This window comes from Sporofaciens musculi (assembly GCF_009830285.1).
Classification (GTDB): Bacteria; Bacillota; Clostridia; order Lachnospirales; family Lachnospiraceae; genus Sporofaciens; species Sporofaciens musculi.
On the sequence record NZ_WUQX01000001.1, the window covers coordinates 2,443,350 to 2,458,279 of the forward strand.

At 46.0% G+C, this 14,930-nt stretch carries 16 protein-coding genes; 1 reads left to right on the top strand and 15 read right to left on the bottom strand.

Annotated features, from left to right (window positions below; translation table 11 throughout):
• The first annotated feature begins 74 nt into the window (after positions 1–74).
• Positions 75–704, top strand: a complete 630-nt coding sequence (gene upp / locus GN277_RS12160) for a uracil phosphoribosyltransferase (RefSeq protein ID WP_159751287.1) — start codon at positions 75–77, stop codon at positions 702–704.
• A gap of 24 nt (positions 705–728) precedes the next feature.
• Here upp and GN277_RS12165 read toward each other — a convergent pair whose 3' ends face one another.
• From GN277_RS12165 to GN277_RS12235, 15 genes are all read right to left on the bottom strand, one after another.
• A complete protein-coding gene (locus tag GN277_RS12165; RefSeq protein ID WP_244324692.1) occupies positions 729–1,130 on the bottom strand; it encodes a hypothetical protein in 402 nt (133 codons plus the stop codon).
• A complete protein-coding gene (gene hisIE / locus GN277_RS12170) occupies positions 1,094–2,377 on the bottom strand; it encodes a bifunctional phosphoribosyl-AMP cyclohydrolase/phosphoribosyl-ATP diphosphatase HisIE (protein ID WP_159751288.1) in 1,284 nt (427 codons plus the stop codon). The genes GN277_RS12165 and hisIE overlap by 37 nt, the downstream gene beginning before the upstream one ends.
• A gap of 13 nt (positions 2,378–2,390) precedes the next feature.
• A complete protein-coding gene (gene hisB, locus GN277_RS12175; protein ID WP_159751289.1) occupies positions 2,391–2,978 on the bottom strand; it encodes an imidazoleglycerol-phosphate dehydratase HisB in 588 nt (195 codons plus the stop codon).
• A gap of 13 nt (positions 2,979–2,991) precedes the next feature.
• A complete protein-coding gene (gene hisD / locus GN277_RS12180; protein WP_159751290.1) occupies positions 2,992–4,281 on the bottom strand; it encodes a histidinol dehydrogenase in 1,290 nt (429 codons plus the stop codon).
• Positions 4,282–4,295: 14 nt separating this feature from the next.
• Complete coding sequence (hisG, locus tag GN277_RS12185; protein WP_159751291.1) at positions 4,296–4,934, bottom strand: ATP phosphoribosyltransferase; 639 nt, start codon at positions 4,932–4,934, stop codon at positions 4,296–4,298.
• Between the two features lie 11 nt (positions 4,935–4,945).
• Positions 4,946–6,259, bottom strand: a complete 1,314-nt coding sequence (hisZ, locus tag GN277_RS12190; RefSeq protein ID WP_159751292.1) for an ATP phosphoribosyltransferase regulatory subunit — start codon at positions 6,257–6,259, stop codon at positions 4,946–4,948.
• A gap of 99 nt (positions 6,260–6,358) precedes the next feature.
• Positions 6,359–6,898, bottom strand: coding sequence for a Holliday junction resolvase RecU (locus GN277_RS12195; protein ID WP_159751293.1), 540 nt, complete (start codon positions 6,896–6,898; stop codon positions 6,359–6,361).
• The gene (locus GN277_RS12200; RefSeq protein WP_159751294.1) at positions 6,856–7,851 is read right to left on the bottom strand and encodes an RluA family pseudouridine synthase; all 996 of its coding nucleotides are present in this window, start codon (positions 7,849–7,851) and stop codon (positions 6,856–6,858) included. Before GN277_RS12200 ends, GN277_RS12195 begins: the two co-directional genes overlap by 43 nt.
• A 59-nt stretch (positions 7,852–7,910) precedes the next feature.
• Positions 7,911–8,486 carry a hypothetical protein gene (locus GN277_RS12205; RefSeq protein ID WP_159751295.1) on the bottom strand — a complete coding sequence of 192 codons (576 nt, stop codon included), beginning with the start codon at positions 8,484–8,486 and terminating at the stop codon, positions 7,911–7,913.
• A 23-nt stretch (positions 8,487–8,509) separates the two neighbouring features.
• On the bottom strand, positions 8,510–9,292 hold the full coding sequence (locus GN277_RS12210) for an SDR family NAD(P)-dependent oxidoreductase (protein ID WP_159751296.1): 783 nt from the start codon (positions 9,290–9,292) through the stop codon (positions 8,510–8,512).
• Between the two features lie 33 nt (positions 9,293–9,325).
• A complete protein-coding gene (locus GN277_RS12215; protein WP_159751297.1) occupies positions 9,326–11,221 on the bottom strand; it encodes a YgiQ family radical SAM protein in 1,896 nt (631 codons plus the stop codon).
• A complete protein-coding gene (locus GN277_RS12220) occupies positions 11,222–11,905 on the bottom strand; it encodes an HAD family hydrolase (RefSeq protein WP_159751298.1) in 684 nt (227 codons plus the stop codon). It lies immediately after the preceding gene.
• A complete protein-coding gene (locus GN277_RS12225) occupies positions 11,883–12,626 on the bottom strand; it encodes a pseudouridine synthase (protein WP_204162740.1) in 744 nt (247 codons plus the stop codon). Before GN277_RS12225 ends, GN277_RS12220 begins: the two co-directional genes overlap by 23 nt.
• Positions 12,626–14,017: an RsmF rRNA methyltransferase first C-terminal domain-containing protein gene (locus GN277_RS12230; protein ID WP_159751299.1), complete on the bottom strand. Its 1,392-nt coding sequence runs from the start codon at positions 14,015–14,017 to the stop codon at positions 12,626–12,628. Before GN277_RS12230 ends, GN277_RS12225 begins: the two co-directional genes overlap by 1 nt.
• A gap of 103 nt (positions 14,018–14,120) precedes the next feature.
• The gene (locus GN277_RS12235) at positions 14,121–14,837 is read right to left on the bottom strand and encodes a M23 family metallopeptidase (protein ID WP_159751300.1); all 717 of its coding nucleotides are present in this window, start codon (positions 14,835–14,837) and stop codon (positions 14,121–14,123) included.
• Positions 14,838–14,930: the final 93 nt, after the last annotated feature.

A 14,930-nucleotide genomic window follows, 5' to 3' on the forward strand; every position in this document is an offset into this window, starting at 1 on the left:
AATGGCGTATTTTCACGTACTGTAGTATGATAGAGACAAATAATCTGATGATTTATCAAAGGAGGATGAAAGATATGCCAAATGTACAGATCATGGATCACCCGTTGATCCAGCACAAGATTAACTATATCCGCAGCGAGGATGTTGGTTCAAAAGAATTCCGTGAGATTGTAAGCGAGATTGCCTCTCTCATGTGTTATGAGGCTTCCCGCGACCTGAAATTAACGGATGTGAAGATAAAGACGCCTATCTGTGAGATGACAGGGAAAAAGCTGAGCGGTAAGAAGATGGCGGTAGTGCCGATTTTAAGAGCAGGACTTGGAATGGTGGACGGCATCCTTAAGATGATACCGGCTGCCAAGGTGGGACATATCGGGCTGTACCGTGATCCAAAGACGTTTCAGCCTGTAGAATACTACTGCAAACTTCCGGCAGACTGCAGCGAACGGGAGGTATTCGTGGTAGACCCCATGCTGGCAACAGGAGGATCTTCTGCTGCGGCTATCCAGCTTTTAAAGGACAAGGGAGTGAAGCATATTCGTTTTCTGTGCATCATTGCCGCTCCTGAAGGCGTAGAACTGATGAAAGCCGAACATCCAGACGTAGCTCTCTATATCGGCGCATTAGACGACCACTTGAATGAACACAAATATATCGTGCCGGGACTTGGGGATGCCGGCGACCGTATTTTCGGAACAAAATAAGAAGCCTTTTGGGAACTGTATCAGCTACAGTTCCTTCCAGACTTCTGCCACATCCAGATTCGTTGTAATTTCATCAACAATGCGGCTGCTGTTGACATTCATGACCTCGCTCTTATTCTTGTCCATGGATACAAAGGCGGCAAACAACAGCAGGCACAGAAACAGTCGGATTCCAAAAGTGCTTGGCGGAATCTGAGGCTGCTCATCACTGTAAATCTGATGATAGGCCGCGCCATATCTGGGATGGATTGCAGGGATGGAGCGCTTCTCGCCATATAGCTCCCTGGTCTGCTCTAAAAGTCTCTGCCTTCTTTTTTCAGAATCATTCACGTTCATCACCTCAGGAAAATATATGCTGTCTCCATCCCAAATATACCTTGTGACTTCCCCTACCGGTCTGCAAGCTCCATCACAATGTCGTCCCATGTAACCCCCTTAAGAACCATCAATACCATGGCATGGTATAAAAAATCCGACAATTCATACTTGATTTCCTCTGCATTGGGATTTTTGGCGGCAATCACAACCTCTGTGGCCTCCTCGCCAATCTTTTTCAATATCTTGTCAATCCCTTTCTCAAACAGATAATTGGTGTAGGAACCCTCCTTGGGGTGTTCCTTCCTATCCGCAATCACCTGATACACTGACTCAAACACGCGCAGAGGGTTGGTCTCGTCAAAATCATTTCCCGCAATATGTTGGAAAAAGCAGGTTGGATTACCAGTATGGCAGGCTGCCCCTACCTGATCCACCTTGGCAAGCAAAGTGTCGTTGTCACAGTCAATGGTTAAGGATTTTACATACTGGAAATGTCCGCTTGTTTCCCCCTTCACCCAAAGAGACTGCCGGCTTCTGCTATAGTAGGTCATCCTTCCGGTCTTAATGGTGTTATTGAACGCCTCTTTGTTCATATAAGCCAGCATTAGAACCTCCTGAGTCTTGTAATGCTGCACAATTACCGGAATCAAGCCCTGTTCATTGGTTTTAAATTCCGAGAACTCAATCATACTCTCAAAAGAAGTCATGCGAATCTCACGTTGCTCGCACTGCTCCTTGAATTGATTAAAATCCATATCCGGCTGGCTGATGAATTGGCCAGATAGACCCCGCACACCCGAAGATTTCAAAATCTTGAACAGTTCTTCTCTTTCCATAGTGTCTGTTACCACCACACAGGGAATGTTGGTGATATTTGCAACAGAATTCAAATCAAGTCTGTGCATGAAAATAATCTCGCTGCAATATTCCTGAATCACATGTTGATGCTTGAACAATGAATCAAAATCATTCAGAGAAACCGCCAGCTTTTCTTTTCCGAATCGTTTTGCAGCATCCTCAATCAACTTAATGCTGTCCTGCTTGGAAAAATTCAGTATGGCCCGCTTTGAGCCTGCATATAAAATCTTCTTTACATCCTCCTGACGTTTGACATTACCTCCTGCCACCATGGGAATCCGAATTACGCGATTCATCCGCTTCATCACATCAATGGCCTCGTCGTGTTCATTGGCATAGACCGACAGGTCAAACACCAGCAGTTCATCCGCGCCGCTGTCGCTGTAGCGTTTCGCAAGCTCCACAGCGTCCTCTGCGATAACAGTATGGTCGTCAAACCACTTTACCGCTTTTCCCGCTGCAATGAAGATACAGGGGATCAATCTTTTATAGCTCATCACTTCATCTCCTTTATAACGTTCCCTTCGTGGTCCATGCCTCTTTGATCCTCGGCTCCTCCTGAGTCGCCATGTCCAGGGCTTTTCCAAAGCTCTTAAACAGGGCCTCTGCCTTATGATGGTTGTTCTCCCCATCCATGATGCGCAGATGGAGATTCATCATACCTGTGTAGGACACGGCATAGAAGAACTCCCGCACCATCTCAGTATCCATCTCTCCAAGGCGGTCTGCCGTAAATTCTGCGTCAAATTTCAGATATGGTCTTCCAGACAGGTCTATGGCACACAGAGCAAGGGTTTCATCCATGGGCAGAATAAAGTGCCCGTACCGCTTGATGCCTGCCTTATCTCCGATTGCTTTTAAGATTGCCGCTCCAAGCACGATTCCCGTATCCTCGATTGTATGGTGACAGTCCACATTCAAATCGCCTCTTACCGCTACCTTTAAATCAAACAGCCCGTGTCTTGCAAAGCCGTCAAGCATATGGTCAAAAAAGCCGATTCCTGTATCAATCTCATTCTTTCCGGTTCCGTCAAGGTTTAGGGTAACCGAAATATCTGTTTCCTTTGTCGTCCTGTTAAGAGTTACTATTCTCTCCATACTTAAGCCCTCCTTACGAAAAACGCACCCTGACAGAGTTGGCATGGGCGGTTAGCCCTTCAGCCTCGGCAAACTGTTCAATCTCCTCATGTACTGCCTCAAGGGCATCTCTGGAATAGGCAATAATACTGGATTTTTTCATAAAATCATCCACAGACAAAGGAGAGAAGAATCTGGCCGTACCGTTGGTAGGCAGAACGTGGTTCGGCCCTGCAAAATAATCTCCTAAAGGCTCGCTTGAATACTCCCCAATAAAGATTGCGCCAGCATTGCGAATCTTCATCATCACGTCGTAGGGCTCTCTGGTCTGGATTTCCAGATGCTCGGAGGCAATGTCATTAGCCACTGAAATGGCGTCCTCCATTGAAGCCGCCACCAAAATATAACCATACTGGTCCAGGGATTTTTGGATAATCTCCCTTCTTGACAATTTCTCCAGAAATAAATCAACCTCTTTTGACACCTGATGGGCAAGAGTCTCGCTGGTAGTCACCAGAATTGCTGATGCCAGCTCGTCATGCTCTGCCTGTGAAAGCAAATCTGCCGCCACGAAGCTGGGATTCGCCGTCTCGTCCGCAATGACCAGAATCTCGCTGGGCCCTGCCACAGCGTCAATGCTCACATGGCCGTAAACCGCCTTTTTTGCCAAGGCAACATAGATATTTCCCGGTCCCACAATCTTGTCAACCTTAGGGATGCTCTCGGTTCCGTATGCAAGGGCCCCAATCGCCTGAGCGCCGCCGACTTTATAAATCACATCCGCCCCCGCTTCCTTTGCAGCTACCAGGGTATTGACGGTTACCTTTCCATCCTTGGCGGGAGGAGTCACCATAACGATTTCCTCCACACCGGCAACCTTGGCGGGAGCAATGTTCATCAGTACAGAGGAGGGGTACACAGCCTTTCCGCCTGGTACGTATACGCCCACCCTTTGAAGGGGCGTTACCTTTTGTCCAAGCATGGTTCCGTTAGGCTTACTGTCAAACCAACTATACTGCTTCTGTTTGGCGTGATACTCTCTGATATTGCCAAGGGCCTTGCGGATAATTTCAAGAAGCTTAGGGTCAACAAGGCGGTACGCCTCTTCGATTTCATCCTCCGTAACCCGAACACACCCTTCATCAAGACGCGCCCCGTCAAATTGCTCCGTGTATGCAAAAAGAGCCTTATCTCCTTCATTTTTTACTCCGTCAAGAATCTTAAGAACTGCCCTCTCATATTCCCCGTACTGGTTGGGGCTGCGCTTTAGAAGGTTTTCCAAAAGATTCTGCTTTGTATCATTGTCTAAATATTGTATTTTCATTTACATTCATCCTTTCAATCAAGCTGTGACCGAAGCTGCGCAAGAAGACTCTTAATCCGCCCGCTCTCCATACGCATACTCACCGGATTCACGATCATACGGGCAGACAGAGGACAGACCTCCTCCAATACCTCCAGTCCGTTCTCCTTTAAGGTGGTTCCCGTCTCCACAATATCAACGATCACCTCAGAAAGCCCCACGATGGGAGCCAGCTCAATGGAGCCGTTGAGCTTGATAATCTCCACCGTCTGATGCTTTGTGTTGTAAAAATAATCCTTGGTAATATTCGGATACTTAGTAGCAACCCGAATCAGTTCATGGTGCCGCAGAAGGGGACTTGCATCCGGATGGCCGCAGATACACATTCTGCATTTTCCATATCCCAAATCCAAAACTTCATGGACCTTCCGCCCTTCCTCCAGAATCGTATCCTTCCCCACAACACCGATATCCGCAGCCCCATATTCCACATAGGTGGGCACATCCGGCCCCTTAGCCAGAAAAAACTTAAGCTTCATCGGTTCATTGACAAAAATCAGTTTGCGGGAATCCTTATCCTTCATTTCTTCACAGGTAATCCCAATCTTCTCGAATAATTTTAATGTCTGTTCTGCCAGACGTCCCTTTCCCAAAGCAAATGTCAGGTATCTCATCTTATGAACTCCTATTCTGTGGTGTTTTCTGAGCCGTTTTCTGTGTTATTTTCCCTATTATTTTCCGAATTGCCGCCATCTGTGCCGCTGTTCAAAATCTTATGCTCGCCTGTAACCAGATTGACCATGGTAATCTCCCCTGATTTGGCCAGATAAATCAAGTTTCCGGCATAATATTCATTGCCGTAGGTCACATACTCGTCAAAACTTCGGGCGCTGTCTTTGCGGATTAACTCTGTGTTCTTTGCCTTTCGCCGAAAATCTCTGGCAAGAGAAATGGCCTCCCGCTTCCTTTCAGGGTCATACAGAATCATGGTATTTTTTCTCGTAAAAACAATGCGGACCTTCTGGCGAACCAGTGCATTCATCAGCTCATCAATCACAATGGCAAAGCCGATGGCTGGAGATTTCTTTCCAAACTTCTCTGTCAGATGGTCGTATCTTCCGCCCTTCACAATGGCATCCCCTGTACCAAACGTATAAACTCTGAATATAATTCCAGAGTAGTATCCATAAGTACCACTCATGCTAAAGTCAAAAGTGATGAATTTTTCTACACCATATAATTTTAGAATATCGTAAATTTTTTCCAGACGCCGGATGGCTTTGACCCCTTTGGAGTTGGGCGCAATATTTTTTGCCTGGGCCAGTGTGGTAATCCCACCCACCAAATCATTCAGAGCGGCAAACGCCTCCTTGGAACTCCGTTTTACTTGAATACTGTCCAGGAATTCCTCCACTCCAAAGAAATTCCGGTTGTTAATCAACTCCCGCACCCGTTCTTCTGCATCTTCGTCCAAATCAGCATCCTCAATGAGACTCTGAAAGAAATCTACATTTCCTACGCTAAGCTGGAATTCCTTTAAACCAATGGTCAGCAGACACTCAATTACCAGCGCCAGCATCTCTGCATCCGCTTCCACTGAAGGATCTCCCATTAGCTCGGCGCCCATATGGGTTGTCTCCCGAAGCCTTCCCTGGTAATTAGAATGGTTGATAAATGTATTCCCTGTGTAACACAGTCTTACAGGCAGCATCACATCCTTTAACAATGTGGCCGAAACCCTGGCAATGGACGGCGTGATATCCGGCCGCAGCGCCAGAGTATTCCCGTCCTTGTCAAAGAATTTGTACAAATCTTTGGAAGGGATGGTTCCGATTTCTTTGCGGAACACATCAAAATATTCAAAAGTAGGCGGCTGAATATCGTGATATCCGTATAACTGGAAAATCTTCTTCAGATGACCCTCCAGAGTAAGTTTTTTTCCACATTCTACATTATATATATCTCGGACTCCTTCCGGAGTATGTAATACTCTCTTCATAGTACCTCCTGATTGCATCTGCTACTTTAGTATACTACCATATTAAACAGTATAGAATTATAAGCATTTTCCTGTCTTTTGTCAAGTTTATCTCATTTTTTAACTTTCATCCCTGATTTCCAAATCAAGGTTCATTGCATCCAAATAGGGAACGTAACATCCCCGCAGGAATTCCATAAAAAACCTGGAATCCAGCTCATCAAAACGGAAGCTTTTTCTCCCGCCCTCCTTTGAACGGTTCCAAAAAACCTGAAGCTCGGCAAACCTCATATAATAGAGGATATTCTTAGAAGAATAATAGATGAGTATGAAAGCAATCCCTCCCTGGCGTTCAAACTCCTCCATAAACTTCACCTGATGCTGGTGGATGTTCTGCAGTGGAAATGTTTCCGCCACACACTCCTTAGCATCAAAACAGATCGGAAGCCCCTGAACAGCGCCGATATAATCGATGGTGCTTCTCTTGTCGAAATAGGCAAGGGTAATGTGCCGATGCTCCTGATCCATCTTCACAGGAGTAATGGGCGTAGGTATCTTCTGGATGAGGGCAAGCCCCTTCTCCAGATACCATTCATTGGTCCGATTAACCATTTCTTCTAGTGTTGAACCTCTAAGGCCTCTTGAATTCCATGTTCCCATGCCGTCCCCCTAATCATCCTCCAGAACTTCTCTGGCGTCTTTGCTGTAAACGTCTTTCCTGAAACCGCCTTGCACTCCCCCCTAAGAGTAGGAAATGTAATCTGGTACGCATGAAGAAGCTGAGAAGTAATCTGAAACTGCTTTTTATAGAATTCGTTAAAGACAGGGTCTCCGTATTTATAGTCCCCCACCAGAGGATTCCCGATGGAAGCCAAATGAGCCCGAATCTGGTGAGACTTTCCGGTAATCAGATGGACCTTTAGAAGCGTCACAGAATCATTCCATGCCAGAGGAAGATACTCTGTCTCAATGGGCGCTCCCTCCCCCTCCTTTGTAATCTTTACCACATTCTGTTCTTTATCCTTCCATAAAAAGCCCTGAATTCGCCGCTCCTTCCTAATCTGCCCCTTCACAGCACACAGGTAGTATTTCCCAAGGGTACGCTCCTTCAACAACTGCCCCATGGTCTGTAAGCCGGGCATACTCTTTCCGGCAATGATGATACCGCTGGTGTTCCTGTCCAAACGATTGCATACAGCAGGCTTAAAAAGAAGGAGGTCTTCTTCTGTGATTTCCTTTTTTTCAAGCATATAAGAAATTACATATTCAACCACTGAAGTATCCTTTTTCTCTGCTTTCTGGGACAACATCCCTGACGGTTTGTTTAATAACAGCAGGTCCTCATCCTCGTAGATCACCTCCATTGGCATCCCGCCATAAACGCTGTCTGATCTGGCTGAAAATTTACAGATGGTCTCATCTGCAAGATAGAGGCGGACCAGATCCCCCTCTGTTAGCTTCTCGTTTCCAGTTGCTTTCTTTCCGTTTAATACAATATTTTTCTTGCGGAGCATCTTATAGAGAAACCCTGATGGCGCTTCACTCAAATACTTTTTCAAAAGCTTATCCAGCCTTTGCCCCGCCTCATTCCGTCTGATAATGATTTCTTTCATGATTTCCCCACTTCTTTGTCAGTAGTTCTTTTTAAAACCACTCCTATCAATACATACTGTTACATAGAAATATTGAATAAAATCTTTTTAATATTCTGCTCGTTTCGGTCATCCTCTGGACGCTCAACAGCCGCAATATTGTTCATTCCCTCTGCCCTTGCCAGAAACATTGTATAATTATGGAAAATCTTGACAGTCATCTTATCGTATTGGTTATCCTTAAGCACACTCTTAATATGCTTTGCAAGGGCCTCCTCGTCTGTGCGGGGGCTGCTGGCATAACCACAGACAACATGTCCTGAAATGACCAAAGCATCTACTGGCATAGCCTTCTGCTCACTGGTAAACAGTATGTCATAGAGCCGCATGACAAGAGGCGCCTTTTCCTCTATCTCGTGGAACTTTTCCTGTTCGATTCCATTATGTGGGGAAACGGTAATAAATTCTACCAGCATCTTCGCCGCTGGAAGACAGCCCACCACCGCTACAATCGTAAAAAGATTCTGTTTCGTCTTTGTCTGAACATAACCCAGAAGGAAAACCGCCGCTACAATGGCGAATTCCACCAAGGCCCGCAACAGATACTTTCTCTTTAATGCGTTCAGATATCCAATCTGTCCTTTTTCTATTTTCATCTGGATTACCCCTTTTATACCTGTTATTTCTCGTCAAGTGATCTGCCGATCTGGTTTAACCGTCCAAGAAGGTCCACGGTCAGTGCATCCGGCACAATCTTTGTGACTGCCCTGGCACACTTCATTGCCGGCCCATAGACGGAAACCCTTTTCTTCTTTACAGAATCCTCCAAAGCCTTCCTGACCACACACTTTGGGGCTGCCTTAACAGAATCCTTGAAAGGATTAGGTAATTTCCCACAGCGACGGAAAAATTCTGTATCCACAGGCCCCGGACACACCACCGTCACAAAGATTCCCTTAGATAAAAGCTCTCTCCGAAGAGCCTGGGAAAAACTGTAGACGTAGGACTTGCTCGCAGCATATACGGCAAATCCTGGCTGGGGCGTAAAGGCTGCAGAAGATGCAATATTAACTATTCTACTTCCATTTGACAGATAAGGCAAGCAAATTTGTGATATTTTTGTCAAAGCATGGCAGTTTAAGGTAATCATTCCTAACTGCTCTTTGGGATCAATATCAGAAAACACCCCCACCTTTCCGTAGCCGGCAGCATTAACCAGCATACGAATCTTAGCCTCTTGTCTGTCAAGCTCTTTCTCCAATCGTTCAAAGATATAGTCTCGCTGCATATCTCCGTCGAAAATTCTGACAGGTATAGAAACGTTTTTTTTCAGTTCCTCCAGATATTCGGTCCTTCTTGCCATCACCCAGAGCTCGTCCAAATTCCGGTAAAGTCTTGGAATCTGCAATGCAAATTCCCTCCCTATTCCAGATGATGCGCCAGTCACAACTGCAATTCTCATAGAAGCTCTCCCCTTACTTTTCTTATATTTTTCTTATTTTTTCACTTTCTTCTTATGAATATTACGAATTGTCTTTTTTTTCTTTTCAAGCTTATTGGTATCTCCATGATTTGGGTATTTATCTGCCTTCTTGTGTTTTGGCCGTATAAGACAATGGGAATCATATCCCACCAAATCCATGCGCCCCGCTATCTTCAACGCTTCATTCACCAGCTCATAGTTCTTCGGAGCACGGTATTGAATCAAGGCCCTTTGCATCGCCTTCTCATGGGGATTCTTCGGTACATATACAGGAGTCATATCTCTTGGGTCCACCCCTGTGTAATACATACAGGTAGAGATGGTGGAAGGCGTGGGATAAAAATCCTGCACCTGTTCTGGCATATACCCCAGATCACGGATAAACTCCGCAAGCTTTACTGCCTCCTTCATGGTTGAGCCAGGATGGGAGGACATAAGGTAAGGAACCAAATATTGCCGTTTATCCAGCTTCTTATTGATTGCCTGATACTTTTTTTCAAAAGCATGATACACCTCCCCTGCCGGTTTCCCCATTTTTTGAAGAACCACGTCCGACACATGCTCAGGAGCAACCTTAAGCTGCCCGCTCACATGATGCTTACACAGCTCGTAAAAAAAAGTATCGTCTCTATCTGCCATCAAATAATCAAACCGGATTCCCGAACGGATAAACACCTTTTTCACTCCAGGCAGCTTTCTCAGCTTTTGAAGCAGCTCCACATAATCCTTGTGCTCTGCCTTAAGATTTGGGCAGGGCTTGGGAAACAAGCACTGTCTCTCCTTACATACCCCTAAAGACAACTGCTTGTCACAGGAAGGATGCCGAAAATTCGCTGTGGGGCCGCCCACATCATGGATATACCCTTTAAAATCGGAAGCCTTCGCAAGCCCCTTTGCCTCCTCAATCAGCGATTCATGGCTTCTGGTCTGCAAAAACCGCCCCTGATGAAAGGTCAGAGCACAGAAATTACATCCACCAAAACACCCTCGGTTACTGACAAGACTGAACTTCACCTCGGAAATGGCAGGAACACCGCCCTCCTTCTCATAGGAGGGATGGTAAGTCCGCATATAGGGATAACTGTATACCTGATCCATTTCCTCCTGGGAAAGAGGCAATGACGGCATATTCTGTACCACAAAGAGATGCTCTCCATAAGGCTCAATCAGCCTTTTTGCAGAAAATGCGTCTGTATTGCAATACTGTGTATAAAAACTTTGGGCATAAATGCGGGGCTCCTCCTTCATTTCTTCGTACCCAGGCAGCATCACCCCATCATAGACGCTGTCCAAATCCCTGGTTTTATACACGGTTCCTGAAACAAAGGTTAAATCACTGATGGCGATGCCGCTGTCAAGGGCGTCTGCAATCTCCACAATGGACCGTTCCCCCATCCCATAGGAGATCATATCTGCCCCAGAATCAAGAAGTACAGACCGTCGAAGACGATCCGACCAGTAGTCATAATGAGCAAGCCTTCTTAGGCTTGCCTCAATCCCGCCCAGGATTACGGGCGTCTTTTTATAGACCTGCCGAATCAGATTGCCATACACAATCACCGCATAATCCGGCCTCTTTCCCGTCACGCCCCCTGGAGTGAAGGCGTCCGTCCTCCGACGCTTCTTTGACACGGAATAATGATTCACCATGGAATCCATGTTGCCGGCAGACACCAAAAAGCCAAGACGGGGCTCACCGAACTCTGTAATACTTGCCTTGTCCCTCCAATTTGGCTGTGCAATGATTCCCACCCTGTATCCATGGGCCTCAAGAACTCTGGTGATAATGGCATGTCCGAAGGAGGGATGATCCACGTAGGCATCTCCTGACACATAGACAAAATCTACATACTCCCATCCCCGTTCTTCCATCTCCCGCCTGCAAACAGGCAAAAATCCCGAATTCATCTATAACACCTCATAGGTTTCATTTCTGATATCATCATAATTGTGTATGTAATAATCGGCAAGGCTTTTCTTCTTTTCCTCCTGAATACGTGAAAATTCATCGTCAATGGCACATACCTTCATTCCTGCATTCTTCCCAGCAAGGATTCCCATAGGAACATCCTCAAACACTAAACAGCGCTTTGGAGAAATCCCCATCTCATCCGCCACCATCAGATATACGTCTGGAGCCGGCTTGCCCTTTCCCGCCTCACATGCAGTCCTAACCACGTCAAAATATTCTTCCACACCCAGAGATTTCAGCGTATCCTCCACCAAAACCCTTCCGTTACTGGTGGCAATCCCAATCTTTTTTCCCTGACGCTTCATTTCCAGAATAAACTCATAGGCCCCCTCTTTTAACGGCGCTTCATGCATATAGCGGTCGCGGGCCATATCCGTCCATTCATCCATAATTTGCTCAGGCGTCTGCTTAAGGGTCGGGAAAACCTCCAGAAAAAAATGAACTACTTCTGTATAACTCATTCCTTCGATATCCTCATGAAAATTCTCTGGCTCCACCAGGTCATATTTTTTAAAGAAATCCTCGTCGATGGAGGGCCAGATCCACATGGAGTCAATCAAAGTCCCGTCCATATCAAAAATTACTGCCTCTATATCTTCAAGCATTTTTGTCTCCAACATTTTCTAACTCCTTTAATCCTTCCAATTCTTCATCAGTAAGCTGCCTGTACTCTCCCGTCTTCAGGTTTTCATCCAAAGTCAAAGGCCCCATCCTCTCTCGCTTCAGATAAGTCACCTCCTTGCCTAAGGCTTCAAACATTCTCTTCACCTGATGGTACTTTCCCTCTTGTATGGTGAGACGAACCTTTGACTCCTCTCCCGATGTGATAAGCTCAAGAATTGCCGGCATGGTCAATTCCTCCCTGCCGTCTGTGCCAATATCAATCCCCTCACGAAAAAGACGAACATCCTCTTTTGTAACACAGCCTTGTATCTCTGCGTAATAGGTCTTATCCACATGGCGGCGCGGCGCCAAAAGCCGGTGCGCAAGCCCACCGTCGTTGGTAATCAGAAGCAATCCTTCTGTGTCTTTGTCAAGTCTCCCCACTGGAAACAAATCCTTACGCCTTTTCGTTTGAAGCAAGTCCACCACCGTCTGATTACGGGAATCCTCGGTTGCAGATACCACCCCTGCCGGCTTGTTCAGCATATAATATTCATAAGCAACATAGCTGATTATTCTGCCTTCCACAGAAACCAAATCCACCCCTTCTCTTATCTTACAATCAGGTGATTTGATTGTCTCCTGGTTGACCAAAACCATCCCTTTACGAATCTTTTTCTTCACTTCCTGGCGGGTTCCAAGTCCCATATCCGCTAAATATTTGTCCAGTCGAATCATCAGCACAGCCTCCATCCTGGCAGATATTTATTTTTTAGGACTCCTCCACAGGCCTTCCCCCACCCAAGGGGAAAGCCGTCTACACATACCAACTGCCATGTCTTGTCACAAAACCCCTCCACATTCTCCACATCCAGAGTCTCTCCTTTTAGGTAACGGAAAACCCGTTCATCCTCTGACGAAAGATTGATGGTATGAGCATAATCTTCTCTTTTTAGACACATTGCAAGGGCCTGGCTTGGCTCAAAACGATTCTTTTTCAACTCCCCAAGCAAAAGACCAGTGCGAAGGAAACGGATTCCCCGAACATCTGAAACCCCTGTGGGCATATAGTAAAGCCGCTCGCCCCGAAGCTCTAGGCGCCCATCATCCATTTCCCATGAAATGTCTTTAAAAAATGCTGCCGCCTCCTTGGGTAGCTTTTGTCCGGTCTTTCTCTTTGGCCCAGGCTCCTTTTCCAAACAACTTTTTGGCGGGGCATCCCCTTTCCTAAGCAGCGCCAGGTAATGTCCCTCCCCCTTCATCTTATGTGGGAAGATACGTACCGTCTTCTTCAATTCTTCATCCGGCGGCATGGCTGCCTGGGCAATCCCAGAACAAAAGCCTTCATAGGGACAAATATCCAGAATCCGAAATTCAGGATATTCCTTTCTAAGTCCCTCAATAATCTGCTCGTTCTCCCTGGTGTCAAAGGTACAAGTGGAATACAAAAGCATACCGCCCTTTTTAAGCATCCTTGCGGCCTGAAGAATGATATTCCTCTGAATATTGGAAAAATATTCAGGACCATGCTCCTCCCAGGCTTTCACCATCTTCTTGTCCTTTCGGAACATCCCTTCCCCTGAGCAGGGGGCGTCAATCAATATCTTATCAAAATATTCTGGAAAATACGTCTCAAGCTTCCCTGGCTCCTCACACAGAACCGCCACATTTCCAATCCCAAAGACTTCTATATTCTTAAGAAGCCCCTTTGCCCTTGAACTGCTGATATCATTGGCAACCAAAAGCCCCTCTCCCTTAAGCCTGGCTCCAATCTCCGTCGCCTTCCCCCCAGGCGCCGCGCAGACGTCCAAAACCTTATCGCCTGGCTCTATAGGCAGGCGATTGGCCGGAGTCATAGCACTTGGCTCTTGGAGATAGTAAAGTCCGGCAAAATAATAAGGGTGCTTTGCAGGCGACAGACGCTCTCCATCGTAATAAAACCCATTCTCAATCCATGGAATCGGCGTAATCTCAAAGGGACAGAGCTTTTGAAATTCCTCTACGGAAATCTTGCCTGTATTTACGCGCAGTCCATAATATCTCGGCTCCTCGTAACAGGCCAGATACGCGTCCATCTCATCCCCCAACAGCCCGCCCATCTTTTCCTCAAATGTAACTGGCAGCTTCATGAAACCCTCCTTCATAATTGGTGCAGGTATGCCTTACTAAATAATCCCGACTTCCAAGGCATATACATACAAAGAATAGTATAGCACATCCAGAAAGGTATTTCTACTGACTGAATTCATATTTTAATTTCCGATTCTCCAGAAATCTAAGAACATGGTATGGGTTTACGCTAATCTCCTGTCCATCCCTGACGGTATAGATTCCCACATGGAGGTGGACCGCGAACTGACCTTTCGTCCCTTCTGGTCCGTAGCCAGAATCTCCCATATAGCCCAGAAGCTCTCCTGCCTTGATGTTCTGACCTTCTGTGATATTTGCATAGGAGTCCAGATGGGCGTAGTAATAATAAATACCACTATTTGAGGTGATTCCGACACGATAACCCCCTTTTTCCAGCCATCCCAGGTTCGTTATAACCCCGTCTGTCATGGAAAGAACCGGATAAATCCCCCGTTTATCAACGTTTGCCATGACATCCGTACCCTCATGTCCCCGTTTTCCCTTGTAATTCCTCTCTACCATCCAACCGTCTATATAGGAGATTTTTAGGGATTTATCCACAATGGACTCTGGAATTGGATGATAATTCACATCCTTTTCCACATTTTCGAGGAAAGTTTTACACTCATCTGATAATAACTGCCGATTTTCGCGCATAGAATCTGAGAAAAAATCCCTTCGGAATTCCGGATCCTCCACAGTCTTCTGTTGGAGGGTATGGTACTGCCCTCTTTCTTTCAGGTAATTGACTCCCAAAACGGTAAAGAACGCAAGAAGAAATATGTAGACAAACATTTTTTTGATTCTGTGATTCTGCATAAAAAAGCCTTTTTTCTCACTATATGAAAAAAATCAGGAAAACTTTCCTTTCAGATGTGGAAAAAAGAGTGAATTATCGCCTGTTTTTTGAAG

Bases quoted from the DNA above. Each gene is read 5' to 3' on its own strand.
- hisG (WP_159751291.1), bottom strand. From the start codon at position 4,934: ATGAGATACCTGACATTTGCTTTGGGAAAGGGACGTCTGGCAGAACAG.
- GN277_RS12235 (WP_159751300.1), bottom strand. From the start codon at position 14,837: ATGCAGAATCACAGAATCAAAAAAATGTTTGTCTACATATTTCTTCTT.
- GN277_RS12200 (WP_159751294.1), bottom strand. From the start codon at position 7,851: ATGAAAGAAATCATTATCAGACGGAATGAGGCGGGGCAAAGGCTGGAT.
- GN277_RS12225 (WP_204162740.1), bottom strand. From the start codon at position 12,626: ATGATTCGACTGGACAAATATTTAGCGGATATGGGACTTGGAACCCGC.
- hisB (WP_159751289.1), bottom strand. From the start codon at position 2,978: ATGGAGAGAATAGTAACTCTTAACAGGACGACAAAGGAAACAGATATT.
- hisD (WP_159751290.1), bottom strand. From the start codon at position 4,281: ATGAAAATACAATATTTAGACAATGATACAAAGCAGAATCTTTTGGAA.
- GN277_RS12220 (WP_159751298.1), bottom strand. From the start codon at position 11,905: ATGTTGGAGACAAAAATGCTTGAAGATATAGAGGCAGTAATTTTTGAT.
- GN277_RS12165 (WP_244324692.1), bottom strand. From the start codon at position 1,130: ATGGGACGACATTGTGATGGAGCTTGCAGACCGGTAGGGGAAGTCACA.
- GN277_RS12230 (WP_159751299.1), bottom strand. From the start codon at position 14,017: ATGAAGCTGCCAGTTACATTTGAGGAAAAGATGGGCGGGCTGTTGGGG.
- GN277_RS12195 (WP_159751293.1), bottom strand. From the start codon at position 6,898: ATGGGAACATGGAATTCAAGAGGCCTTAGAGGTTCAACACTAGAAGAA.
- GN277_RS12215 (WP_159751297.1), bottom strand. From the start codon at position 11,221: ATGAATTCGGGATTTTTGCCTGTTTGCAGGCGGGAGATGGAAGAACGG.
- upp (WP_159751287.1), top strand. From the start codon at position 75: ATGCCAAATGTACAGATCATGGATCACCCGTTGATCCAGCACAAGATT.
- GN277_RS12210 (WP_159751296.1), bottom strand. From the start codon at position 9,292: ATGAGAATTGCAGTTGTGACTGGCGCATCATCTGGAATAGGGAGGGAA.
- GN277_RS12205 (WP_159751295.1), bottom strand. From the start codon at position 8,486: ATGAAAATAGAAAAAGGACAGATTGGATATCTGAACGCATTAAAGAGA.
- hisZ (WP_159751292.1), bottom strand. From the start codon at position 6,259: ATGAAGAGAGTATTACATACTCCGGAAGGAGTCCGAGATATATATAAT.
- hisIE (WP_159751288.1), bottom strand. From the start codon at position 2,377: ATGAGCTATAAAAGATTGATCCCCTGTATCTTCATTGCAGCGGGAAAA.